This window comes from Colwellia sp. BRX10-9, from assembly GCF_014077405.1.
Taxonomy (GTDB): domain Bacteria; phylum Pseudomonadota; class Gammaproteobacteria; order Enterobacterales; family Alteromonadaceae; genus Colwellia_A.
This window is the reverse complement of sequence record NZ_JACGVV010000026.1, coordinates 35,829-60,368: the sequence shown is the minus strand read 5'-3', so window position 1 is coordinate 60,368 and position 24,540 is coordinate 35,829. Positions and strand designations below refer to the sequence as shown.

The following is a 24,540-nucleotide window of genomic DNA, read 5'->3' as shown; positions in this document are numbered from 1 at the left end:
TATTTAAATTAACTATTACTCTGATAGTGAAGTAAGAAATTCACTCGCTTGCTCAATATCTCGACTGCGCTTCATCATAGGTAAACTTTTTAAAAAAACTTCGCCATAAGGACGATTCACTAATCTATCATCACATATTACCATGACACCTTGGTCGGTAACATCTCGAATTAAACGACCAACGCCTTGTTTTAATGCAATAACAGCTTGTGGTAATTGGATTTCAGCAAAAGGATCACCTCCGCGCCGTCGAACATCTTCACAGCGCGCCTGCAACATCGGGTCATCGGGTGAAGCGAAAGGAAGTTTATCTATAATGACACAAGTTAATTTGTCACCTCTAACATCAACTCCTTCCCAAAAACTGGCGGTTGCTAATAAAATCGCTTGTGGGTTGTCAATAAAAGCGGCTAACAAAAGTCCTTTACTCATTCGCCCTTGCACTAATAAGGGTGATTCAATCTTTTCCGCTAAAATATCTGCAACTTGGTTTAACATCCGATAGCTAGTGAATAATAAAAAGCAAGCTCCTTTACTTGCTGTTATTAACGGTATCGCTAATTCAGCGAGTGCTAGTGCTCGACTATGGTGCTGAGCAGCAGGTAAATAGCGCGGTACAATTAGCTGTGACTGCGATTGATAATCAAACGGGCTATCAACAAGTAAGGTCGCTGCTTTCGTTTTCGCTATATTTAAACCTAATTGCTGAGAAAAGTGATCAAAGCCACCATTCACCGCCAACGTAGCTGAGGTAAAAACCCAACCCGCTTCAGACTTAGCAATATAATCACTGAATTTGTCGGCGACACTCAATGGTGTTAAATGTAAGACCACATGCCGCCGTGTTGTTTCATACCAAAAGCTCATACCATCGATATCAACGTTTGCCATAATGTCGTATTTCGCGAGTATGTCCACGGCACGATCGTAGCAATTATCAATGGCTTCATTACGAGAAATGCATAACTTGATCACTTGATAGAGAAAGTCTAAATCTGTTTTTAGTGCAGCAAAGGCCTGTTGAAACCTTGGCTGGGCATATTTTTCTCGCCAGTTGCCGCGTTCAGGATCATAAAAAAAGAGTAAACGAAATTCTTGCGCCGCTTTTTGGCACTTCTCTGCAGCTCTGCCTAATTGTTTCACATCGGTTAAGGTTGTTTTGTATATTTGAATAACATCAGAACATAAATCGAGAATTTGCTTAGTAGAAAAAGCGTCACCAAAGTATTCACTGGCGATATCAGGTATTTGATGGGCTTCGTCAAAAATCACCACATCTGCTTTGGGAATAAGTTCACCAAATCCAGTGTCTTTTAAGGCCATATCAGCAAAAAACAAATGATGGTTAACAACCAAAACATCCGCATCAATCGCTTTTTTTCGAGCTTGCACTAAGTAACAGTCGTCAAAGTTAGGACAATCTTTTGCCAAGCAATTATCTGTGGTACTGGTAACAAAAGGAAAAATGCCAGAATCTTCAGCGACATCGACTATTTCGCCAATATCACCACTGCGAGTCGACGTTGCCCAGGTACGAATTTTGACAAAATCTGTCAACATTGCCGCATCTAGCTGACCACGCTCTTTTACATAAAGTTCAAGGCGATATATACACAGATAATTGGCCCGCCCTTTTAATAGAGCAATCTGCGTATTCGTTGCCATAGCATTACGAATAAGCGGTATATCTTTATGAAACAACTGTTCTTGTAAGTTTTTAGTGCCGGTAGAAATAATGACTTTTTTTTCAGAGAGTAAAGATGGGATCAAGTAAGCAAAGGTTTTTCCTGTTCCTGTGCCCGCTTCTACAATTAAGCAACTCTTTTGTGAGATGGCGCGTTCAACATCTATCGCCATATCAATTTGCGCCTGCCTAGGAGAATAGCCGTTAAGTACTTTAGCGAGAATACCTGAGGGTGAAAATGCTTGTTCAACTAGGGTCATAGAAAATACTACTGATAAATATTGCCACCAGTATAAAGAATAAAAAGCCAGAGAGAAATATACATTCGATTAATGAGCGAGTTGCCCAGTAAAAAACTTAAACAAAAATATCCAAATGAGTGATATCTTCATCGGGTTCATCATGATTTTTCTTAGGGTGAGTCAGTTCATCTTTATGAGTGATCACGTTATCGGTGTCATCATGGGTGTTATCCACAATAGTATCGGCAATCACAGCAGACGTTGATTGATGCTTCTTTTTATTTTGCTGATGTTCTTTTTGATCAGAATCTTTTTTAGCTAAAACAACGTAATGCTCATGATTTTCAAGATGATCCAAATCATCGGTCAGCTCGTTAATTGCAGCTTCTTTAGTCAGTGGTTTCACACGCAGACGTTCAGGTTTAATCGGCACCGATACAACACGTGTTAATACGGTGGTAAAAATATCCATCAGTTATAGGTCCTTTATTAAATTCTTAACTTAAGTATCGGCTATTTTACTTAAGTATCGACTATTTTAGACAATTCTTTATTACCTTATGCGATTATTTTATAAGAAGTGTTTATTTATTACTTGCTCATTATAAAAATAATCAGTACTGTAAAAGCCATGAGAGAATAATCGTCACGGAATAAATTTTTCGTCAGATTATTTAACCCATTTAACGTGTAAAGTGAATGACACTTACTCGTTAAATAACAAAACAAACTATGAGTACAATATGAATATTAACCTAAGCACATTACATCGCCATCATCACCATATCGATTAGCTGCTCAGGTTTATTCGCTGAGGGGCTGTGACCTTTCGGCGAGTTGTATAACTCAGATTTAACCCCCGAAAGAGTCTATCTCTCTCGGGGGTTTTTCGCATTTTATAGGCCTTGAAATTGTATATACACGTACTAGAATTTTGGCCAACGCTTTATTAAAGGAAATACAAACATGACTACAGAAACTCGCTTACGCATCGCTATGCAAAAATCAGGTCGTTTAAGTGACGACACTCAAGCCTTACTCAAACGTTGTGGTTTAACACTCAATGTTACTGATCGACGTTTGTTAGCACATGTTGCTAATATGCCTATCGATATAATGCGCGTACGTAGCTCAGATATCCCAGGCTTAGTGATGGACGGGGTTTGTGACTTAGGTATTGTTGGTGACAACACCCTAGAAGAAGCGGCATTAGAACGTGAATTGATGGGGCAAAAGTCTCAATACATTCGAACTTCACAGCTTAATTTTGGTGGTTGTCGATTATCTATTGCGATGCCTGAAGGCTTTGATTATCAGGGCGTCAAAAGTTTAGACGGCTTACGTTTTGCAACGACTTATCCTCAACTACTCAATCGTTATGCTAAAGAAAAAGGCATCAATGTTGATTTTTGTTTATTAAAAGGCTCTGTTGAAGTTGCTCCGCGAGTAGGTTTATCTGACGGTATTTGTGATTTAGTTTCAACCGGCGCTACACTAGAAGCCAATGGTTTAGTTGAAGTAGAAGAGATTTTTAAATCTAAAGCATCGCTTATTCAAACAGCGAGTACTTTGTGTAGCGAAAAACAAAGTATTCTTGATACCTTATTGCCACGCATCCAAGGTGTTATGAAAGCAAAAGAAAGCAAATACATTATGTTGCATGCGCCAAAAGATAAAATTGCCGAAGTAAGTGCCTTAATGCCTGGTAAAGAAACGCCAACAATCTTACCTTTAGCGGGTCGCGATGATTTAGTTGCTGTTCATGTTGTTGCTACCGAAACGTTTTTTTGGGAAACAATGGAAAAACTCAATGCACTCGGTTGTAACTCTATATTAGTTATGCCAATTGAAAAAATGATGGGCTAATGCGCGTCATCTTTGGGATTGCATCGCCACGGCTGTGATCCCAAAAATCTAGGGTACCTTTCACGGTAAGTAAAGTATTAAGGTTAAAAGTAATGATAAATAAAATGATCGATTGGCAAGCATTATCAAAAAGAGAGCAACAAACAGCACTTGCTCGACCCGCGATAAGTGAGAGTGGTTTACTTTCACAGCAAGTTGAAAACATATTAAATAACGTGAAACGAAATGGTGACAAAGCGCTTTATGAATTAACGGAAAAATTTGATGGTGTAAAACTAACCACATTAACCGTTACTGATGAACAAATAACCGCAGCCAGAGCAGCATTGTCGACTAAAAGATTAAAAGCCATTGAAACGGCTTATGGTCAGATCAGGCGCTTTCACCAAGCACAAATATGTGACGACATTACTGTAGAAACATCCCCAGGCGTTCGTTGTACCTTAAAAACTGAAGCAATCGAAAGTGTTGGTTTATATATTCCGGCAGGCTCTGCACCTTTGCCATCGACGGTACTAATGCTTGGTGTACCTTCACAGTTAGCCCAATGTCCGCGTACTATTTTAGTTTGCCCTCCCGATATCAATGGTAACCTTGCTGACGAAATTCTAGTGGCCGCAAAATTATGTGAAATTGATGAAATTTACACAGTCGGTGGCGCGCATGGTTGTGCAGCAATGGCTTTTGGCACAGAAACAATAAAACCGGTCAATAAAATATTTGGGCCAGGTAATAAATACGTTACCGAAGCCAAAAAGCAACTTGCTCAACAAGTGAATGGTTTTGCCATTGATATGCCAGCGGGTCCTTCTGAAGTGTTAATTATTGCCGATGCCAATGCAAAAGCAAACTTTGTCGCAGCTGACTTGCTTTCTCAAGCTGAACACGGACCAGATAGCCAAGTTATCTTATTATCTGACAGTGCCGAATTAATTACTAACGTTCAAAATGAATTACTCAAACAAGTCGCGGTACTTTCTCGTCGAGAGATAGCAGAACAAGCGCTTACACAAAGTCGTTTGATTTTAGTAAAAAGTTTGTCGCAAGCGGTTGAGGTTTCAAATATTTATGCTCCTGAACATTTAATTATTCAAACCGATAATGCTCAAGAGCTATTAAAAACCTTACGCAACGCAGGTTCAATATTTGTTGGTGAGTACACGCCAGAGTCCGCAGGCGATTACGCCAGTGGTACAAATCATGTTTTACCCACTTATGGTTATTCTAAAGTAATTTCTAGTTTATCATTGGCCGATTTTTCTCGACGATTTACTGTGCAAGAGATCACTAAACAAGGCTTATTAAATATTGCCGAATGTATCACTGAGCTCACCGATGCCGAAGGACTAGACGGCCACAAACGAGCAGTAACCATCAGGTTAGAGGAATAATCATGTCAACAATAGCTGATAAACTTGCCCGTGAGGAACTTGTTGATATGGTGCCATACCAATCAGCAAGGCGACTTTATGCAAGTGGAAGTGACACATCGTCTGCGAATAGTAATAAAATTTGGCTTAATGCCAATGAAGCATCAGGTCCAGGGATATATGCTATAGATAGCAATTGCATTAACCGCTACCCTGATTTTCAACCTGACAACTTAATCAATGCTTATAGTGAATATGCCGGATTGTCCCCTGCTAATATTCTTGCTACACGCGGTGCTGATGAAGGTATTGAACTTATCATACGTACCTTTTGTAAAGCCTATCAAGACAGTATTTTAATTTGTCCACCAACATATGGTATGTATGCGATTAGCGCAGAGAATCACGGCGCAAATATAATGCGCGTACCGCTAGTTGATAACCAACTTAATATTGAGGCTATAAAAGCTCAAGTGGGTAAAGTTAAAGTTGTTTTTTTATGCTCACCAGGTAACCCAACGGGTAATGTATTAACCACAGATTCAATTCGAACCGTACTTGAGATGTTTGGTGATAGCGCAATTGTTGTTGTTGATGAAGCTTATATTGAATTTAGTCCTGAAAATAGTACCGCAAGCTGGTTAAAAGATTACCCGCAATTAGTGATTCTTAGAACGTTATCAAAAGCATTTGCCTTAGCGGGTTTACGCTGTGGCTTTACTTTAGCTAATGCTGATATTATTACTATGCTGAGTAAGGTTATCGCCCCTTACCCTATCTCTGCACCAGTAGCAGACATTGCCAGTAAAGCATTAGCAAAATTAGCGCTTGAACAAGTAAGTATCCGTGTTCAAGAAACGGTGATTTTACGTCGCCAATTATTTGATTGGCTGAAAGACCAAGACTGGTGTGCTAAAGTTTTTAACAGTGATGCAAACTTTATTTTATTTCGCGCCGTAGATACTGACACTAAAAACTTTATTTTCGATTGCCTAAAACAACAAGGTATTTTAATTCGCGACCAATCTGCGCAACAACAATTAGCCGATTGTTTACGTATTAGCATAGGTAGCGAACGTGAATTATCGCTCCTAAAACAAACGATTATTAATGCAGTAAAAGAGATATAAAATGCTCAATACAAAAAAACAAAACATACTATTTATCGACAGAGATGGCACTTTAATTGAAGAACCTGTTTCTGATAAGCAAGTAGATACACTTGAAAAATTGGTTTTTGAGCCTGACGTTATTCCAGTGTTATTAGCACTACAAAAAAAGGGTTTCCGCTTAGTTATGGTGTCAAACCAAGATGGCTTAGGAACGACTAGTTATCCACAAGCCGACTTTGATTTACCTCATAACAAGATGATGGATATTTTTTCCTCACAAGGCGTTATATTTGACGATGTATTACTTTGTCCGCATTTTGACAATGAAAATTGCAGTTGTCGTAAGCCTAAACTTGGCTTAGTAAGTGATTACTTACAGCAAGGAAAAGTAAACTTCGAAAACTCTTTTGTGATTGGCGATCGTGATACCGATATACAACTTGCTGCTAACATGGGTATTCGCGGTATAAAATATAACAAAGAAAGCTTAAATTGGTTGGCAATTTCAGCACAATTATTGAACCAACAAGAACGTGAAGCTAAAGTTGTTCGTACCACTAAAGAAACCAATATTAACGTTGCGGTGAATTTAGATAAAGTCGGTACAGTAAAAATTAACACCGGATTAGGCTTCTTCGATCACATGCTTGAGCAAATTGCTGCCCATGGTGGTTTTTCATTGGAGGTCAGTGTCGATGGTGATTACCACATTGATGAGCACCACAGCGTTGAAGATACCGCTCTGGCACTTGGTCAAGCACTAAGGAAAGCATTGGGCGACAAACGTGGTATCGGTCGTTTTGGCTTTGTTCTGCCGATGGATGAATGTCGGGCTGAATGTTCTATCGATTTATCGGGTCGTCCGTGGCTTGAATTTGATGCTGATTTTACTGATAACCGAGTAGGCAATATGTCGACGCAAATGGTTTCACACTTTTTCCGTTCACTTGCTGACTCTATGGCTATTACCCTGCACCTTTCAACAACCGAAGGTAATTGCCATCACCAAGTAGAGAGTTTATTTAAAGTGTTTGGTCGAGCATTACGTCAAGCCATTACGGTAAGTGGTGATGTGCTACCTAGCACAAAAGGTACCCTGTGATGTCTGTTGAAAAAGCAATGATGAACGTTATTGTTGATACTGGTTGTGCCAATCTTTCTTCGGTTAAGTTTGCTGTAGAACGTTTAGGCTTTCAAGTGACCATCACTGACGATATTACTCTTATTAAAAATGCCGACAAAGTGATACTGCCAGGTGTTGGCACAGCAAAACATGCTATGGCAAACATTCGCGCGAAAGGACTGGTTGAAACCTTGCAAAACTTAACTCAACCCGTGTTGGGCTTTTGTTTAGGTATGCAGTTAATGTGTGACTCGTCAGTAGAAAGTAGCGATGGCAAAAAAGTTGACTGTTTAGGTATTATTCATACCGATATTATACCGCTCAATGCTGAAAATAATAGATTACCGCATATGGGCTGGAACACATTAACATCTGTTGGCGATCACCCGGTATTTAAAGGCATAAATATAGGTGACTACTTTTACTTTGTTCATAGCTTTGCCGCGCCAATAAGTGAATACACCTTAGCAACTTGTCAATATGGCTCTAGCTTCTCCGCGGTGATTGCCAAAGATAACTTCATTGGCTGCCAGTTCCATCCCGAGCGTTCAAGTAAATTAGGTAGTAAAATCATTAAGAATTTTTTGGAGTTAGCCCTATGATGATCCCAGCAATTGATTTAATCGATGGCCAAGTTGTACGATTATTTCAAGGTGATTACAGCCAAAAAACTAATTACCAATACACAGTGCAAGAGCGCCAACAAGCCTATGCTAAGTCAGGGGCAACCGTAATGCACTTCGTTGATTTAGACGGTGCTAAAGACTCAACAAAGCGCCAACTTGAAACCTTAAAGACCGTAGTCAAACATCCAACGATGACGATTCAAGTCGGTGGTGGAATTCGTTGTGAAGACGATGTTAAACAGCTATTGGCATTAGGTGCAGACCGTGTAGTCATTGGGAGTTTAGCGATTAAACAACCTGAACTTGTGACTCAGTGGTTAAAAACCTATGGATGTGAAAAAATTGTCTTAGCACTAGATATTAAAATTGATGCTGCTGGCAATAAAACACTCCCTACACACGGTTGGATTGAGGACAGTGGCGTTAATTTAGAAGACCTACTTGCTCAATACCAAAACGCTGGCATCAAACACGTACTTTGTACTGATATCAGTAAAGACGGTACGTTAACAGGCACCAATGTAGACTTGTATCGCGAGGTTTGTGCAAAATATCCTGACATCCAATGGCAAGCTTCAGGGGGTATTGGCAGCCTTGACGATATTAAGGCTTTAATTCCAACTGGTGTCAGCGGTGTTATTTTAGGTCGTTCGTTACTTGAAGGTAAATTCACACTTGAGGAGGCGATTGCATGCTGGCCAAACGCTTAAGTTATGGGCTTGAAACCGTGAGTTTTTTATTGTCTAAGCAAAGTACAAAGGTTGAAGTTTTATGTTAGCAAAAAGAATTATACCTTGTCTCGATGTACGTGATGGCAAAGTTGTTAAAGGAGTCCAATTTAGAAACCATGAAATTATTGGTGATATTGTACCACTCGCCCAAAAATACGCAGCCGCAGGTGCTGATGAATTAGTTTTTTATGATATTACCGCCAGCTCAGATAATAGAGTGGTTGATAAAAGCTGGGTTAGCCGTATTGCTGAAGTCATCGATATTCCTTTTTGTGTTGCTGGTGGTATAAAAACAGAGCAAGACGCAAAAGAAATCTTAATGATGGGCGCGGATAAAATATCAGTTAACTCCCCTGCTTTGCGTGACCCTAATTTGATTTCTCGTTTGGCTGACGTTTTTGGTCAGCAATGTATTGTTGTCGGCATTGACAGTTTTTATGATAAAGAAACGGGGTTGTATCAAGTTTATCAATTTACTGGAGATGAAAGTCGTACCCAACAAACCAAGTGGACAACCTTTGATTGGATCAAAGAAGTTCAGCAACGTGGTGCAGGTGAAATCGTTTTAAATTGTATGAATCAAGATGGTGTTCGCCAAGGATATGATATTGCGCAATTACAAAAAGCACGTGCGGTGTGTAATGTTCCTTTAATAGCATCAGGCGGTGCGGGTGAAATATCGCATTTCGCTGACGTTTTCAAACAAGCCGATGTAGATGGCGCACTTGCTGCAAGTGTTTTCCATAAAGGTATCATTGAAATAAACCAATTAAAACAAACATTGAAGAATCAAAATATAGAGATAAGATTATGCTAGTTACCCTAGAGAACATTAATGAATTAGCTTGGGCTAAAATGGAAAGCTTAATACCTGCAATTATTCAGCATCAAGATACGGGTGCCGTTTTAATGCAAGGTTATATGAATGAAGCATCCCTCAAAGCAACATTAACAACGGGTAAAGCGACTTTTTTTAGTCGTTCAAAACAAGCACTTTGGGTGAAAGGTGAGACATCAGGAAACTTTCTCAATGTTAGCCAGGTTCTAACCGATTGTGATAACGATAGTTTGTTAATTGCTTGTCGACCTATTGGACCAAGCTGTCATTTAGGAACTGAGTCATGCTTTCCAGAACAAAAATTAACTCAGCAAAACTTCCTTAGCGAATTAGAGCAAGTGATTGCTAGTCGAAAAGGTTGCGATCCTGAAAGCAGTTATACTGCGCACTTATTTTCGCGAGGCACCACTAAAATAGCACAGAAAGTTGGCGAAGAAGGCGTTGAGGTTGCACTTGCTGCGGTTGCTGAAACCAAAGAAGACTTACTCGGTGAATGTGCTGATTTGTTTTACCACACACTCGTCTTACTTCAAGATAAAAACATTGAAGTATCTGAGGTGATGGCGGTACTACAAAAACGACATAACAAGTAAGCTGAGTTAACTTTAAGATAGTTGTTTATAAGACACTTTATCAACAGCTATCTTTCTTTAATTAAGCGGCTATACTCAATTTTACGTCTAAGGATAAATAATTTAGAAAAAGATTTTTATACGCCCCGACATAGAGTTATTTAACACTCATGATATTAAAAATATTTACAAAATTAATCACTGTTCTTATACCCTTGCTCTTTATACAGAGTTCATTATTTAGTCCCCTTACAAAAGCAGAAGATATCTTAATCTTCATTCGTGATGATGTTTACCAAGATTATATGACCTTCTTAAATGGTCAGGATGTGCATACAATTAAAAATTTTTCAGGAAAAAATATCCGCCGCGATGTTGTCGATATGATTATCGCCCAGCAAGCTTTAAAAATAGGTGGTTTTGAACACAGCTTCAAATATGCAACAGGTAAAATTAACTTTAGAAATACTAAGATGTTGGCATCAGGACGCTTACTCATTAGTTTTGACTCTTATTGGCTTGCTGATGCCAAAGCACTTAATGACAGTGTTTATACTTCTGATGCAGTTATCCGACAAGGCGAATACATTGCAGGTATATACACCAGCCCAAGTAATAATGCTGTTTTAGCTATAACAGAACTCGATGACCTGCAAAAATTTACTGCCGTTTCTACGCCAAAATGGCGTACTGACTGGCAAACGTTAAAGTTATTGTATTTAAAAGAGCTGATCCACGAAGATGAGTGGCTAAGCCAAGCTCGCATGGTAAACCTAGGTTGGATAGACTTCTTATTAATGCCTTTTAATTCGACACCCGATCAATCCTTTACAATGGATAAAATTCATTTAGTGCCGGTAAAAGGTGTTGCTATAGAGCTCAAAGACAGTCGCCACTTTGTTATTAGTACAAAACACCCTCACGGAAAAACCGCATTTAAAGCCATTAATATCGGGTTAAAGAAATTACGAAGTCAGCATAGAATTGTACAAGCTTTTACACAAGCCGGTTTTTTTTTAAGCCCTGATAAAGTCAAAATATTAAACCTAAACTAATCTTTGTACTATCTGCATATTATGTCCTACAGCCCTTATTAAACATCATAAAAAATTCAGTAATTCATTATTTTCATTGACATTTACAGAGAAGAGCGTATATTTTTCCAGCAGAAAATGGATGTTAAAAACAGCTAAGGAATAGCAATGTTTAAATACTGGTCAATAAAAAGTTATGGCACAAAATTATTGCCAACACTAGAACGTGATTTTGGGTGCAAAGAATACTATACCGCAGCTGAAATTCGCATAACAATTTTTAAAAATAACTTCTCCCCCACCTACTTACCTTTAGGTTACATACTCTTTCTTGATGAGATTTCTTTAAAAGAAACGATGTATATCGAGTTCCCTCACATAGATGTTAATGAATATCGACAAGAAATTTCAAATTATTTAATCAGTAAAAGTTATCATGGCTACTTACAGGTACTTCACCACTAAATCTAGGTATTATACCAATATGACTCATTATCTGAGGACGTCTACTGATGAAACTAGCTATTAATGCGTTAGATATTTAATATTTATAATATCTCACTATTAAAGCCAGTAAGCTTATCTTGAGCATTGGCTTTGCTAATAAAGTAACCCTGCTAATTAATAAAATGGGTGTTATTAACTTTACCTAGTAGATAAATCATGAAAAAATAAACTGTTTCCTGATAATCACAATAGGTAAGGTTTAATGAAAGTAGCTTGGCAAGTGAAGCATTTTAAAGCGCTCAATATCGATGAACTGTATGAAATATTAAAGCTTCGTATTGATGTTTTTGTGGTTGAGCAAACTTGTTTTTATGCTGATATTGATGATATTGACCGGCACGAGGATACGGTTCACCTCTTTTGTTACCTAGAGGGTAAGATTGCTGGTTACTTGCGTATTTTAGCAAAAGGCCAAAGTTACCGCGACTATATTGCTATTGGCAGAGTTATTGTTGCCAGTCATGCGAGAGGGACAGGTTTAGGTCACCAGTTAATGGCTGAGGCGTTAACCGTTTGTCAGCAATATTTTCCAGATCAACAAATTAAAATATCAGCCCAAGAGCACCTTGAAAGCTTTTATGGCAATCACGGTTTTGAACGTGTTTCTGCTATGTATCTTGAAGATGATATTCCGCACATCGCTATGTTAAAAGTTGTTCAATAAATAAGCAGGTGTTTAAACCGTTATTACAAGCGTAGCGCTCAAATAAGCATTGCAGTATGCATGCTTATTTGAGTTATGTTATGTATTAGTTCAAAAGAGTGTAGTACTCGCTAAACTGCAGTAATAAATAAGCGGATATTTTCAACGGCTAGAATAAGCATAACAAGGAATAGTGATAACATACCTATTTGACGCTGCTTAGAAACCCCAGTAGTTTTTGAAAGTCCTACGGCGTGCAGAATACGGCCAATAAATAATATCGCACCTAAGGCGTGCAGTACTATCGGGCTCGCCCCGTTAACCTCATAAATACCCAACATTATTAACGCCATAGGAATATACTCAGCAAAGTTACCATGTACACGAATTGCTTTGGCAAGGGGTTGATGACCACCGTCACCAATACCGGCTTTAAACTGTAAACGTAGGCGAATAATATTGATGGCTAAACCAACAAATAAAAGCGCCAACAAACTCGTGTAGAGGCCTGTTATCGATAAACTTACTACCATGAAATTTCTTCTTATATTTATAGATGAGGGAATATAGTTTACGTTTTAAAATTAATTTTGATAGCCTAAAAGGCTATTATTTTAAGAAAAATTACCCTGTCTATTTTTCACAGCCAATAAAAACAAAAAAATTCGCCGAAGCGAATTTTTTGTTAGGTATTTATAAGCTCGTTATTAGCTACTTGTTAATAAAGGGCTTATAAAATCAACCGAATTAATTTAATTCGTTAGCAAGTAAAGCACTGACTTCTTCTACAGGCTTAGTGCCGTCAATCGTTAAATACGAACATGCACCCGCTTTTGCTTCATCTTGATAGTAAGCCACTAATGGTTTAGTTTGCTCATGGTAAATGCCCAGGCGTTTGCGGACTGTGGCTTCTTCATCATCAGGACGAATAGACAAGTCTTCACCGGTATCGTCATCTTTACCTTCAACTTTAGGCGGATTATAAACTAAATGATAAACACGACCAGAACCGGCATGAACACGACGACCACTCATGCGATCAACAATGACTTCATCAGGAACATCAAATTCAACGACACTGTCAACTGAAACGCCGTTATCTTTCATCGCATCTGCTTGTGGAATTGTACGAGGAAAACCATCAAGCAAAAAACCTGCTTTACAATCATCTTGTGCAATACGTTCTTTGACTAAACCAATAATCAGATCATCAGAAACTAATTGTCCAGCATCCATCACTGCTTTAGCTTTATTACCCAGGTCAGTACCTGCTTTAATAGCAGCACGTAACATGTCACCCGTAGAAATTTGTGGAATACCAAATTTAGCCATTAGGAATTGTGCTTGAGTGCCTTTGCCAGCGCCCGGAGCACCTAATAAAATAATGCGCATAAAATATTGCCTTATATGTTTAATATACTAATTAGGCTGTTGTACTGGTGTCAAAACGTCTCGAATATAACAGCCAAATGAGTATTTTTTCGATTGTGCAACACTATACAAGTTCAATTGTAGTCAGACAAGTAGCATTACCGCTCTATCATCAAAAAAGGCACTAAAAAGCTATTTTTTATACTAAAGTCTATGGGGTTATCGTGGTGATATAAGGCATTTAAAGATAATACCCAAAATTATAATCAACAAAGAGACAAGCAAATAAGGACTAATGAGTCTTACTTACTATAAAGAAAAAACTTGCGATAAAAATATAATCTCCAAGCACTTGGGTAATAAGTAAATTTAAATGACCCTTTTCTACTGTGAGATTTCCATAGATACGCAATACGTTAATCATGTAGCTTAGAGCAGCCAAAAAAACAATTAAGCACTCAGTGCCTTATCTTTATTAGGATCAGTAAAGGTAAGGCTTGCGTTGTCACCTACTGATGAGTCATTGTGGTTGAGTGTAAAAAATTAATTTATTCACACTCAATATATTTTATATATAAAATAAAGCGTTAAGCATACTTTTAATAACCGCTTCTAGGTGGTTACCCCTATTGCTTGTTTACAGTATTAACTATATAAATTTATGTGGTAATAATAAGTAGTTCCGCGATCAGCCTTATGGAAAGCAGCAATGAATCAGATGCATAGATGTTGTAGAAACTCTTTTTTTATTATTATATTTTGCCTTGTCGCGAATTTATTAACGATAACTTCTGTTCTTGCACAAGACATAGTGGGTGAAGATGTTGATGAAATAATAAGTTTGTTAAACCAACAACAATATTCAACAGACTATTTTCAAGAAAAACTATTGCCACGCCTGGCCACTATTGATGACGATAACCAAAAAATAAACTTATTGATTCAATCTTGTGTTTATAGCATGTTTGCCGATCAATACAGTGAGGTAAAAATTTGTAGTCAACGTCTCAGTATTTTAGCCGTGCAGATTAAAAATAAAAGTGCGAAAAATATTGCCGCTATTTATTTAATCGTTGGAGAAGTAAACTTACAAGACTCATCCGACGTCGCACATAAAAAATTAAGTACACTTTACCCAACATTAATAAGCAAGCGCGCAAAAATTCATTATGATATAGCCTTAGCCATGACAGCTATTAGAGAAGATTTTCCTATTTTAGAAAATCAGATACTGCGTAATAGCCTGCAAAAAATAATCGGACAATCAAATTATTCTTTCGAAGAATTTGCCATGCTTTGGGCACTCTCTGCTATTTCTAAAGATGCAAATGAATATGTTAATTTAACTCTGCGGTTATTACGCTCATCAAACAAACATAATTACGTTATTAATAAAGCGTCTTTTCTATACAATTTACAATGGCATTTAACCGGTGTTAACGAAATTATTATTGCCAATCGTGTGGCTAATGAGTTACTAAAACTCGCCAAAGAAGAAACAGATGAAAGCAGTAAAGTGCTACTTTTATTAGCCTACTTAGATAATAAAGCCCGGCTTAAAGAAAATGTTCCTACTGAAACAATAAGCTATATCAAATCAGTTACCACTGATGATGAATTTTGGCAGGCTTGGTTAAATACTGTCTTGTCATTTTATTATGCAACTGAACAAAACGAGCAAATGTCACGGTATTATTTCGATGTAGCAAAGCACTACTTTGATGCTCAACCCGACTTAGCTACCCCTGATGAATTTATAGAAATTGAATCAATACTCGCCTTTAACAGTAAGGATTATAGCAAGCCAAAAGCTTTGCAAGATAAATTTTGGTGGAAAAAATACTTAACAATAAAAACCAACCAGCAAAATAATATTATTGATGTTAGAAATACCCTCAAGAAAGTCATTGATGAAGAACAAAAAAGCAGAATAGTTGTCGAGCAACTGTTATTGAAGTCTGAACAAGCCAGTATCACATTGGCGACGGTATTATTTATTATTTATTATTTTTATCTTAGTTATCTTTCAATACAAAATGTATTTAAAACTAAAACATGAAGTAGAAACAAGAGTTAAAGCTGAGGTCGGTTTGCGTGAGGCAAAATCATTGGCAATAGAAGCTAAGATAGATGCGGAAAAAGCAACGATGAAAGCTGAAAAGGCGAATCAAGCTAAAAGCGAATTTTTATCAAACATGAGTCACGAGATCCGCACACCAATGAATGGTGTTTTAGGCTCATTACAAGTATTAAAACAAGAAGTTCTATCTGACTCATCAAAAGAATTAGTTGATATCGGCATTATTTCCTCTAAAAATCTTATTACAATTATTAATGATATTTTTATTAATGATATTTTAGATTTATCTAAAATCCAATCAAACAATATTAGCTTAGAATCGCTGCCAACCAACATTGGTGAACTGTTCAAATCTATTATTTTAGAACTGTCTTTTTTAGCAGAGCAACAAGGTATTACCTTAATTTTTACTATAGAAGAAGATCTTTGTACTTACTGGTTAACGGACCCGATAAGGTTAAGACAAATTATTGTAAATTTAATTTCTAATGCGCTTAAATTTCCCCCTAAAGGTGAAGTTAGCATAACGCTTATGGAGAAAGATGAGAAAGTGGTTTTCGAAGTCAAAGACACGGGAATTGGATTATCACCCGCTCAAATTAAAAAACTTTTTATCCGTTATGAACAAGCAGATACTTCCACAACAAGAAATTATGGTGGTACGGGTCTAGGTCTGTCTATTGCCAAGCAATTAACAAACTTGATGGGGGGTGACATTAACGTCATTAGTGAAGAAAATGTTGGCTCTATTTTTAGTGTGGTATTGCCATTAAAGAAAACTACGTTGAAAAGTCATAGCAAGTTAGCATTGAAAAAAACGCAAGCCCCACAGGCACAGGGATTCGATATTCTATTGGCAGAAGACAACAAAATAAATCAAAAAGTATTTAATGCTGTTATACGCCCGACTAAAGCAAACATTCGTATTGCAAATGATGGCATAGAGGCAATAGCAGAAATCGGCAAACTAATACCTGATTTAATTTTTATGGATATTCAAATGCCAAATATGGATGGCGTTGAAGCGTGTAAGGCGATAAAAAAAAGCAATCCAAATATCCCAATTATTGCCTTAACGGCGAATGTTATGGCCCACGATATTAAAAAGTACCGACAAGCAGGATTTGATGATTGTTTAGGCAAGCCCATTGACGTTCAGGAAATTTATACACTCTTGCAAAAGTTTTTAACAAGTGCCCAGGCCAATAAAGCCAGTGATATTGATAACTGAACTTTAAAAATTAACGCCATTACCTATAGAGAGAAGTAACTTATGGTTACTACATGCTTAGTTAACTTTTAATGCCTTTAGGCTGCAAATAACCGATACGATAATGCCAATTTTATGGTGAGATAAGATAATTGTTATAGGTCAAAATAACAGGCTCTGCTAGCGTTCATCTTGATATTGCGTTGAGTATTAACGTTCAGCTTTAAATTAATGAACTCAAATGAAAGCATATACTTAGATAGTGGGTCTAGTGGGTACTTGTTCAATTATATTATCGAAAAGCCCATGAATAAATTTTTTATAGCAATAATTGCCGCCATTATTTTAATACCTAGCCTCTATGCGGGTATTTCATCAACTTTATATACCACTCAAGTTGAATGGCATAGTTATCAAGACGCGCGTGCAATGGACTCAACAAAACCAATTTTTGTCTTTGCTAAAATGCGCTTTTGTACAACCTGTGCAGCAATGGAAAAAGATGTTTTTACAGATCCCGCTCTAGCTAAAATATTGAATGAGCAGTTTATTCCTGTTAGAGAAACTATCAACTTTATGCTTTCAAGTTTTGTTTTTGACGATCTTAAAGATAACAAAGGTGAGCAGCTTACTTTTAGAGGATTTCCAGCGGTGATGATCGTTCGCGGTGACCAATATTCCTTGAGTCATGGTTATAAAAGTGTTGAGCAACTACAAACACTGTTAAATAAAGCCACAAATAAAATAGACTGAATTAGATATAAAAAAGGAGCCGAAGCTCCTTTTTTTTAATCTGTACACTAAGAAATATTAAAAGCTTACTTAGTAAGGCTCAACATTAATTTGTTTAAACGTGCAACAAAACTTGCTGGGTCTTTTAAGCTACCACGCTCAGCTAACATCGCCTGTTCAAACAATACTTGCGTCCACTGATTGAATTTTTCATCATCAGTTTCATTAGCAACATGTTTTACTAACTCATGCTCTGCATTGATTTCGAAGATAGGTAATGCGTCAGGTACTTCTTGTCCAACTGATTGCATAAGCTTCATCATTTGGCTGCTCATGTCGTGCTCATCGGCAACGATACAAGCTGGAGAATCAGTTAAACGTTGCGACAATTTAACATCTTTCACTTTACCAGCTAATGATGTTTTAATACGGGTAACAACAGAATCGAACTCTTGCTCAAGTTTTTCTTGTGCTTGTTTTGACTCTTCATCTTCCATATCACCTAGGTCTAAACCACCACGCGTGACCGATTGTAATTGCTTGCCATCAACTTCTGTTAAGTGGCTCACTAACCATTCATCGATACGGTCAGACATTAATAATACTTCAATGCCCTTTTTACGGAAAACTTCTAAATGTGGGCTGTTTTTAGCCGCTTCAAAGCTGTCTGCAACAACATAGTAAATCTTTTCTTGTCCTTCTTTCATACGTTCTACGTATTCAGGAATTGAAACACTTTGAACCGCAGTATCATGCTCTGTTGAGGCAAAGCGTAATAAGTTTGCAACTTGCTCTTTATTACCTTGATCTTCTGCTGGGCCTTCTTTCAATACTTGACCAAACTCGTTCCAAAATGACTGGTATTGCTCTTTGTCTTTTTTACCTAGTTTTTCAAGCATTTTAAGTACGCGTTTAGTACAGCCTTTACGGATCGCTTGGGTAATTTTGTTATCTTGTAAAATTTCACGAGAAACGTTTAATGGTAAATCATTTGAATCTAATAAACCTTTTACAAAACGTAAATACGTAGGCATAAACTGTTCAGCGTCGTCCATTATAAATACGCGTTGAACAAATAGCTTTAAACCATGTTGTTTTTCACGGTTATGCATGTCAAATGGCGCTTTGCTTGGAATATAAAGTAATGATGTATATTCAGTTTTACCTTCTACTTTATTGTGCTCCCAGACAAGTGGGTCGCCAAAGTCATGTGATACATGCTTGTAGAATTCTTTATATTCGTCATCAGAAACTTCTGATTTTTCACGAGTCCACAATGCAGTGGCTTTATTGACAGGTTCCCATTTGGCAGGTACTTCAGCAACGGCTTCAGCAGCTGGAACAGTAACATTGTCTTCGTCATCTTTAACTTCAGCAACGGCTTCAACACCAGGAACTGCTGGTGTTAGCATTTCAACAGAAACAGAAATATGATCTGAGTACTTAGTGACTATTGATTTTAAACGCCAATCGTCAGCGTATTCTTGCTCTTCTTCTTTTAAGTGAAGAATAATATCGGTACCACGATTAGTCTTTGAAATTTTAGCTGTGGTGAATTCACCTTCGCCAGCACTTGTCCATTCAACACCTTCGGATGCATCAACACCAGCAGCGCGAGAACGCACAGTTACTGAGTCTGCAACGATAAATGCTGAATAAAAACCAACACCAAATTGACCAATAAGTTGTGAGTCTGAAGCTTGATCGCCAGAAAGTTGCGAGAAAAACTCAGCCGTACCTGATTTAGCGATAGTACCTAAATGATCAATAATTTGATCATGCGTCATACCAATACCATTATCAGAAATGGTAAGCGTATTATTTTCTTTATCGCAACTAACACGTACGCGTAAATCACCATCACCTTCGTATAGATCAGCATTTGATAGTGCGTTAAAGCGAAGTTTGTCAGCAGCATCGGCCGCATTTGACACTAACTCACGTAAGAAGATTTCTTTGTTTGAGTAAAGTGAATGGATCATTAATTTAAGTAATTTAGCGTTATCAGTTGCAAACTGATGATTTTCTTTTTGGCCTGTTTCTGACATTTGAAATATATCCTACATTTATCGGTGTTTAAAAGAGAACATGCAAATATGATGCTCACGTTGATAGATAACATGTGGGGCTAAGAGAAATTATTTCAAGGGAATGTGATGTTTCTTAGGTAAAATAAATTTAAAAATATGCTTTGAATATGTGTTCAAAGCATAAATTTACTCAAGATTAGAATGAATAGCTCTTACGTCCTGATAAAGCATGAGATAAGGTGTTACCGTCAACATATTCAAGTTCACCACCAACAGGCACACCATGGGCAATTCGAGAAATAACCACTTGATACTTTTTAGCCAGTTCGGCAATAAAATGTGCGGTAGCTTCTCCTTCAACCGTTGGATTGGTTGCTAAAATAATTTCCTTAAACTGATCTGTCGCCAGCTGTTTCTCTAATATATCTAAGCCAAGATCATCCGGTCCAATACCATCTAGCGGCGATAAGTGCCCCATTAAAATAAAATAACGTCCTTGAAATTCCCCGGTTTGTTCTATAGCAATAACATCACCTGGACTTTCAACAATACAGAGCTGCTGGTTTATAAGCCGCTTAGCACTTTGGCAAATTTCACAGGTATCATCTTCAGTAAAATTTCGGCATTGTGAACAATGACCAATATTTTCCATCGCCACTTTTAATGTACCCGCAAGCTTAGCGCCGCCAATACGATTACGTTCAAGTAAATGAAACGCCATACGCTGCGCCGATTTAGCGCCAACACCCGGTAAACATTTAAGTGAATTGATTAATTCTTGAACCAGTGGACTAAATTTCATAACAACCTTAAAACAATGTTTAGCTAATTTTCAACGCAGGCAGTTTATCAGTTGAAGCATAAAAACCAAGATAAATTATTCTCTCGTCACTAAAAATAATACGCTATGATAGTCCAAGAATAATTATCAAAACGAATCGCTATGTTATCCAATATTTTTATTACCTTAGCCTTACTCATTGTCAGCGCTTTTTTCTTATCACGATATTTCACTTTACCTAAAAACATTTGGCTGCTTTTTATTGCCCAACCCCTTGTTATGGCGGCATCACCGGTGATTGTTTTTATTGGCGGTATATTGTCGACCCGTATGGCAAGTGATCCTTCTTTAGCGACCCTCCCCGTTACCGTGATGATTTTAGGGGTAGCCTGTGGTGCTATTCCTGCGGCTATGTTGGCAAAAAATAAAGGTCGCCGCTTTGCGATTTTTACCGGTTATAGTGTTGGTTTAGTTGCGACCTTAACGGCAATGGTCTCTGCACTTATTGCTAACTTTGAACTCTTTGTCTTTGCTGGTTTACTCTTTGGTATTAGTACCTCATTTATCCAGCAATTACGTTTTGCAGCAATTGAGAGTATTAAGGACGGTAAAGATATTCCAACCGTGTTGTCGATTTTAATGCTAAGTGGCATTTTTTCCGCTTTTCTAGGCCCTGAAATAGCCGTAGTCGCGAAAGATTGGTTAGCATCTCCCTATGGATATGCTGGCTCATTTTTAGTGTTAGCCGGATTAATCGTTTGTGCGATGATTATTATGCTGAATTTTAAAAACACCCAGATTGAATCTCATCAACAAGTGGGCGACACTCGCCCATTGAGTGAAATTATCAAACAACCTATTTTTATTATTGCAATATTATCAGCGGCCATTGGTTTTGCCTTAATGAGTTACTTAATGACAGCAACCCCCTTGAGCATGCACCAGATGAGCGGTCATAGCTTACACGAGACAAAATGGGTAATTCAAAGCCATATTGCCGCGATGTTTATCCCTTCACTTTTTACCGCTTGGTTAGTAAAAAGAATCGGCTTGAAAAGCTTAATGTTAATTGGCACAGTGATTTATGCGTTAGTCGCTGTTGTGGCACTTTCTGGCGAGCAGGTTATGCACTATTGGTGGGCACTGATTTTATTAGGCATAGGTTGGAATTTTTTGTTTTTGACTGGTACAACCTTACTGCCGCAAAGTTATAAGCCGAGTGAACGACACAAAGTACAAGCAATTAATGACTTTATTATTTTTGGTTTACAAGCAACTGCATCGTTACTCGCTGGTTGGGTTTTATTTAAAGCAGGTTGGCATACAGTAGTTCTTACGAGTATGCCCTTTATTGCCATACTCTTTGCCGTAACTTGGTTTTACTATATTAAAGACAGAAAAAAAGCCACCAACAAGGCAGCTAAATCTTAGCGATACCAATAATAGTATCAACTTATTTACAGGTGGTCATCGTTGTCTGAAAGACCAACGCCAATAGAAAAAGTCATTTTGTCAGCTACCTCAAACTCTAGACCAGCGATTGCTTTATAAGCAATCTGCTGATTTTTTTCTTCACCAAAAAGTGCACTCTGGTTCGTTTGCACCGCGCCAAGGGCTAGTTCAATAAATGGTGAGACATTATCACTTAAGCTAACATAGTTAAAACGAGAAGTTGCCCATAATCCCAGTGATTGATAATTACCCGAAGAAACTTTCCGTTCTTTAGATAAATGATTGGCGTCAACATTTTCAGCTAAGCCACTAAAATGTGCTTTGGCATAATGAATTGAAACCTCTGTAGCTAGCTGCCAGTCGTCATTCAATTGATAACGCTTACCTACACCAAGATAAACTTCAGGAACAAGATCAATTTGAGTCTCACTTAAGGCTAAGTTAGCTAAATTATCATAATGGCTTAGACCAAAACCAACAAAAGCATACGATTCCTCATCAGTTGCTATTGCCGAAAAGCTTACTAGGTGACTCACTAAGGCTCCACAGGTAATCATTATCGCTATAGATTTGTTCATCTTCATTCCTTGTTTATTGATCTTTTTCATAAAGTAAAATATCGCCTGGCTGACAATCTAGTGTTTGGCAAATGGCTTCAAGCGTTGAAAACCGTATCGCTTTTGCTCGACCACTTTTAAGTACAGATAAGTTTTGTGGCGTTATGCCTACTGACAAAGCAAGATCGTTTAATTTCATTTTACGTTTTGCTAGCATAACGTCCAGTTCTATAATCATAGCCACTAGATAACTAACTCCTGCTCTTGATGCAAGCTAGTCGCTTCGCTCATTATCCAAGCTATCACGTATATCACTAAACCAATTAATAAAAATCTTAACTCATCAGAGCCTAAGCTTATGTATAACGATAACGTATCAGAAGCTCCTGAAAATCGTAATACTAAGGTCACCACTATCGGATAAAGAAGCTTTAAGGCAATCCAAGCTAATAGCACAGTACCAATATTTTTAATGCATTGAATATTGGCGACAGTGAATACTAAACCCTGCTGATATAAACCAAATAACTTAAACAAAGACCAATAAATTAAAAGGCTTGGCAACAAATCTGCACTGCCTAGTATAAGCAAAGCGTTAAAACCTTCATCGGTTAAGGCTAACGCTAAATTTTCCCAACTACCTGAAAAGTCGATATTGGCCGCTGAAGAAATAAATGAAAAATTGTCAGTTAGCTCAAAGGTGCCTTCATTATTAACCCCAAAGAGTAATAAAAATGTAAAGCTGAAAACTTGCATAACAACAAATAGCGCAACGAGTGCCCTAACTATTTTACTTACTTTGCTGATCCTATGATGCGCTAACATAAAACTTATAACCTAAATTTATTCAATAAGCCTAATGTAGCAGAAAAAACATGCTTATCAATCTATTTTTACCGATAAACGATAAATAAATACTGTTGTATAATTACCCGCTGACTTTAGTTAGCGAGAAAAACGATTCAATATCGATTCACCTTCCTCGCTAGGGAACAGCTTGACCATTTCTCGCTTCAAATAATCGATACCAATCTTCACGGCTATAATTAAGCTCTAGTGCTACTTTTGCAGCAATAATTCGTTCTGGTGTGGTCGAACCAATAATAGGAAATATCTTCGCGGGGTGTTTTAGTAACCAAGCAAGAATAATTTGCCAAGGTTGACAGTTATACACTTGTGCTTGCGAAGTTAACTCCTCGGCGATACGTTGTTCATCTTCAACTGAAAAGGTATTCCCCCATGCAGAGTAGGCAACACCACCTAACGGGCACCAGGCAATTGGCGATAGTTTATCTTGTTGACATTGATCCAAAGTGCCGTCATTTAACGCATCAACATTATGAATATTAATTTCTATCTGATTCACCAATAACGGTAAATCTAATGCACTTTGTAACATCGCTACTTGTGAGGGTTTAAAGTTACTTACGCCAAAATGCGCAACTTTACCGCTGTCTTTGAGTTGTTTAAAGGTTTCGGCGACTTCATTAATATCAAATAAATAATCAGGGCGATGTAATAAGAAAAGATCGAGTTGCTCGGTATGCAAACGCTTTAAAGAACCTTCTACACTCGATAAAATATATGCTTTGCTAAAGTCATAGCGTGTTGGCGCATAAGTATTTTCATTGTTTTTTGGACGAATACTTGCTTTGGAGGTAAGGATCATCTTTTCTCGTAAGTGCGGTAATTGCTTTAACAATTCACCAAATAATTGTTCACTTGCCCCTCCACCATAAATGTCAGCATGATCAAAATGATTGTAGCCTGCATCAATCGCGCTCTGCACCGCACGTTTGCCTTTATCGATATCATTAACTGATTGATCACCTGCAATTCGCATACAACCATAGATTAATCGTGATGACTGGAGTTCGCTCTTACCTAAACTATAATTTTTCATTACAACTTTGCTCTCGTTTTATCGCTAATTGACTGACATAATAGCGACTTTATGGTTGTTGTTCATCAACAACTCA

The 24,540-nt window shown here is 37.6% G+C and carries 25 protein-coding genes; 15 read left to right on the top strand and 10 right to left on the bottom strand.

What is annotated here, in order from left to right; genetic code table 11:
* Positions 1 to 15: 15 nt before the first annotated feature.
* Both H4J69_RS14485 and H4J69_RS14480 read right to left on the bottom strand, forming a co-directional pair.
* Positions 16 to 1,944: an ATP-dependent DNA helicase gene (locus tag H4J69_RS14485; RefSeq protein ID WP_182222475.1), complete on the bottom strand. Its 1,929-nt coding sequence runs from the start codon at positions 1,942 to 1,944 to the stop codon at positions 16 to 18.
* A 97-nt stretch (positions 1,945 to 2,041) separates the two neighbouring features.
* Positions 2,042 to 2,398 carry a hypothetical protein gene (locus tag H4J69_RS14480; RefSeq protein ID WP_182222474.1) on the bottom strand — a complete coding sequence of 119 codons (357 nt, stop codon included), beginning with the start codon at positions 2,396 to 2,398 and terminating at the stop codon, positions 2,042 to 2,044.
* A gap of 494 nt (positions 2,399 to 2,892) precedes the next feature.
* On the opposite strand from H4J69_RS14480, the gene hisG reads away from it, so the two are divergent.
* The 11 genes from hisG (at position 2,893) to H4J69_RS14425 (ending at position 12,369) form a co-directional block, all read left to right on the top strand.
* Complete coding sequence (gene hisG / locus H4J69_RS14475) at positions 2,893 to 3,792, top strand: ATP phosphoribosyltransferase (RefSeq protein WP_070376230.1); 900 nt, start codon at positions 2,893 to 2,895, stop codon at positions 3,790 to 3,792.
* Positions 3,793 to 3,884: 92 nt separating this feature from the next.
* Positions 3,885 to 5,183, top strand: coding sequence for a histidinol dehydrogenase (gene hisD, locus H4J69_RS14470; protein WP_182244571.1), 1,299 nt, complete (start codon positions 3,885 to 3,887; stop codon positions 5,181 to 5,183).
* A 2-nt stretch (positions 5,184 to 5,185) separates the two neighbouring features.
* Positions 5,186 to 6,292, top strand: coding sequence for a histidinol-phosphate transaminase (gene hisC / locus H4J69_RS14465; protein ID WP_182222473.1), 1,107 nt, complete (start codon positions 5,186 to 5,188; stop codon positions 6,290 to 6,292).
* A 1-nt stretch (position 6,293) separates the two neighbouring features.
* Complete coding sequence (gene hisB, locus H4J69_RS14460; protein ID WP_182217517.1) at positions 6,294 to 7,376, top strand: bifunctional histidinol-phosphatase/imidazoleglycerol-phosphate dehydratase HisB; 1,083 nt, start codon at positions 6,294 to 6,296, stop codon at positions 7,374 to 7,376.
* A complete protein-coding gene (gene hisH / locus H4J69_RS14455; protein WP_231907369.1) occupies positions 7,376 to 7,999 on the top strand; it encodes an imidazole glycerol phosphate synthase subunit HisH in 624 nt (207 codons plus the stop codon). The genes hisB and hisH overlap by 1 nt, the downstream gene beginning before the upstream one ends.
* Complete coding sequence (hisA, locus tag H4J69_RS14450; protein ID WP_182204062.1) at positions 7,996 to 8,733, top strand: 1-(5-phosphoribosyl)-5-[(5-phosphoribosylamino)methylideneamino]imidazole-4-carboxamide isomerase; 738 nt, start codon at positions 7,996 to 7,998, stop codon at positions 8,731 to 8,733. Before hisH ends, hisA begins: the two co-directional genes overlap by 4 nt.
* A gap of 61 nt (positions 8,734 to 8,794) precedes the next feature.
* Positions 8,795 to 9,571: an imidazole glycerol phosphate synthase subunit HisF gene (gene hisF / locus H4J69_RS14445; RefSeq protein WP_182217515.1), complete on the top strand. Its 777-nt coding sequence runs from the start codon at positions 8,795 to 8,797 to the stop codon at positions 9,569 to 9,571.
* Positions 9,565 to 10,185: a bifunctional phosphoribosyl-AMP cyclohydrolase/phosphoribosyl-ATP diphosphatase HisIE gene (hisIE, locus tag H4J69_RS14440; RefSeq protein WP_182217514.1), complete on the top strand. Its 621-nt coding sequence runs from the start codon at positions 9,565 to 9,567 to the stop codon at positions 10,183 to 10,185. Before hisF ends, hisIE begins: the two co-directional genes overlap by 7 nt.
* Positions 10,186 to 10,334: 149 nt before the next feature.
* Positions 10,335 to 11,219 (top strand): hypothetical protein, encoded by an 885-nt coding sequence (locus tag H4J69_RS14435; protein ID WP_182244570.1) that lies wholly within the window; start codon positions 10,335 to 10,337, stop codon positions 11,217 to 11,219.
* 147 nt (positions 11,220 to 11,366) lie between these two features.
* The gene (locus H4J69_RS14430) at positions 11,367 to 11,663 is read left to right on the top strand and encodes a hypothetical protein (protein WP_182222471.1); all 297 of its coding nucleotides are present in this window, start codon (positions 11,367 to 11,369) and stop codon (positions 11,661 to 11,663) included.
* A gap of 244 nt (positions 11,664 to 11,907) precedes the next feature.
* Positions 11,908 to 12,369, top strand: coding sequence for a GNAT family N-acetyltransferase (locus H4J69_RS14425; protein WP_182244569.1), 462 nt, complete (start codon positions 11,908 to 11,910; stop codon positions 12,367 to 12,369).
* Between the two features lie 110 nt (positions 12,370 to 12,479).
* Here the strand turns inward: H4J69_RS14425 and H4J69_RS14420 are convergent, their stop codons facing one another.
* Both H4J69_RS14420 and adk read right to left on the bottom strand, forming a co-directional pair.
* On the bottom strand, positions 12,480 to 12,881 hold the full coding sequence (locus H4J69_RS14420) for an MAPEG family protein (protein WP_182217508.1): 402 nt from the start codon (positions 12,879 to 12,881) through the stop codon (positions 12,480 to 12,482).
* Positions 12,882 to 13,095: 214 nt separating this feature from the next.
* Positions 13,096 to 13,740 carry an adenylate kinase gene (adk, locus tag H4J69_RS14415; RefSeq protein WP_070376218.1) on the bottom strand — a complete coding sequence of 215 codons (645 nt, stop codon included), beginning with the start codon at positions 13,738 to 13,740 and terminating at the stop codon, positions 13,096 to 13,098.
* Between the two features lie 688 nt (positions 13,741 to 14,428).
* Between adk and H4J69_RS14410 the strand changes: the two genes are divergently transcribed.
* From H4J69_RS14410 to H4J69_RS14400, 3 genes are all read left to right on the top strand, one after another.
* A complete protein-coding gene (locus H4J69_RS14410; RefSeq protein WP_182244568.1) occupies positions 14,429 to 15,778 on the top strand; it encodes a hypothetical protein in 1,350 nt (449 codons plus the stop codon).
* Positions 15,756 to 17,030 carry an ATP-binding protein gene (locus H4J69_RS14405; protein ID WP_182244567.1) on the top strand — a complete coding sequence of 425 codons (1,275 nt, stop codon included), beginning with the start codon at positions 15,756 to 15,758 and terminating at the stop codon, positions 17,028 to 17,030. The genes H4J69_RS14410 and H4J69_RS14405 overlap by 23 nt, the downstream gene beginning before the upstream one ends.
* Before the next feature lie 285 nt (positions 17,031 to 17,315).
* The gene (locus tag H4J69_RS14400) at positions 17,316 to 17,762 is read left to right on the top strand and encodes a DUF255 domain-containing protein (protein ID WP_182244566.1); all 447 of its coding nucleotides are present in this window, start codon (positions 17,316 to 17,318) and stop codon (positions 17,760 to 17,762) included.
* 65 nt (positions 17,763 to 17,827) lie between these two features.
* On the opposite strand, the gene htpG is transcribed toward H4J69_RS14400, so the two are convergent.
* Complete coding sequence (htpG, locus tag H4J69_RS14395) at positions 17,828 to 19,789, bottom strand: molecular chaperone HtpG (RefSeq protein ID WP_070376215.1); 1,962 nt, start codon at positions 19,787 to 19,789, stop codon at positions 17,828 to 17,830.
* Between the two features lie 178 nt (positions 19,790 to 19,967).
* Entirely contained in the window at positions 19,968 to 20,573 is a 606-nt protein-coding gene (gene recR, locus H4J69_RS14390) for a recombination mediator RecR (RefSeq protein ID WP_070376214.1), read from the bottom strand.
* A gap of 141 nt (positions 20,574 to 20,714) precedes the next feature.
* On the opposite strand from recR, the gene H4J69_RS14385 reads away from it, so the two are divergent.
* Positions 20,715 to 21,983, top strand: coding sequence for an MFS transporter (locus H4J69_RS14385; protein ID WP_182244565.1), 1,269 nt, complete (start codon positions 20,715 to 20,717; stop codon positions 21,981 to 21,983).
* Between the two features lie 26 nt (positions 21,984 to 22,009).
* On the opposite strand, the gene H4J69_RS14380 is transcribed toward H4J69_RS14385, so the two are convergent.
* The 4 genes from H4J69_RS14380 to H4J69_RS14365 form a co-directional block, all read right to left on the bottom strand.
* Positions 22,010 to 22,582, bottom strand: coding sequence for an outer membrane beta-barrel protein (locus tag H4J69_RS14380; RefSeq protein WP_182244564.1), 573 nt, complete (start codon positions 22,580 to 22,582; stop codon positions 22,010 to 22,012).
* 13 nt (positions 22,583 to 22,595) lie between these two features.
* Positions 22,596 to 22,805 (bottom strand): helix-turn-helix transcriptional regulator, encoded by a 210-nt coding sequence (locus H4J69_RS14375; protein WP_070376211.1) that lies wholly within the window; start codon positions 22,803 to 22,805, stop codon positions 22,596 to 22,598.
* Complete coding sequence (locus H4J69_RS14370) at positions 22,805 to 23,386, bottom strand: DUF2975 domain-containing protein (RefSeq protein WP_070376210.1); 582 nt, start codon at positions 23,384 to 23,386, stop codon at positions 22,805 to 22,807. The genes H4J69_RS14375 and H4J69_RS14370 overlap by 1 nt, the downstream gene beginning before the upstream one ends.
* A gap of 160 nt (positions 23,387 to 23,546) precedes the next feature.
* A complete protein-coding gene (locus tag H4J69_RS14365) occupies positions 23,547 to 24,464 on the bottom strand; it encodes an aldo/keto reductase family oxidoreductase (RefSeq protein ID WP_182215408.1) in 918 nt (305 codons plus the stop codon).
* Positions 24,465 to 24,540 lie beyond the last annotated feature (76 nt).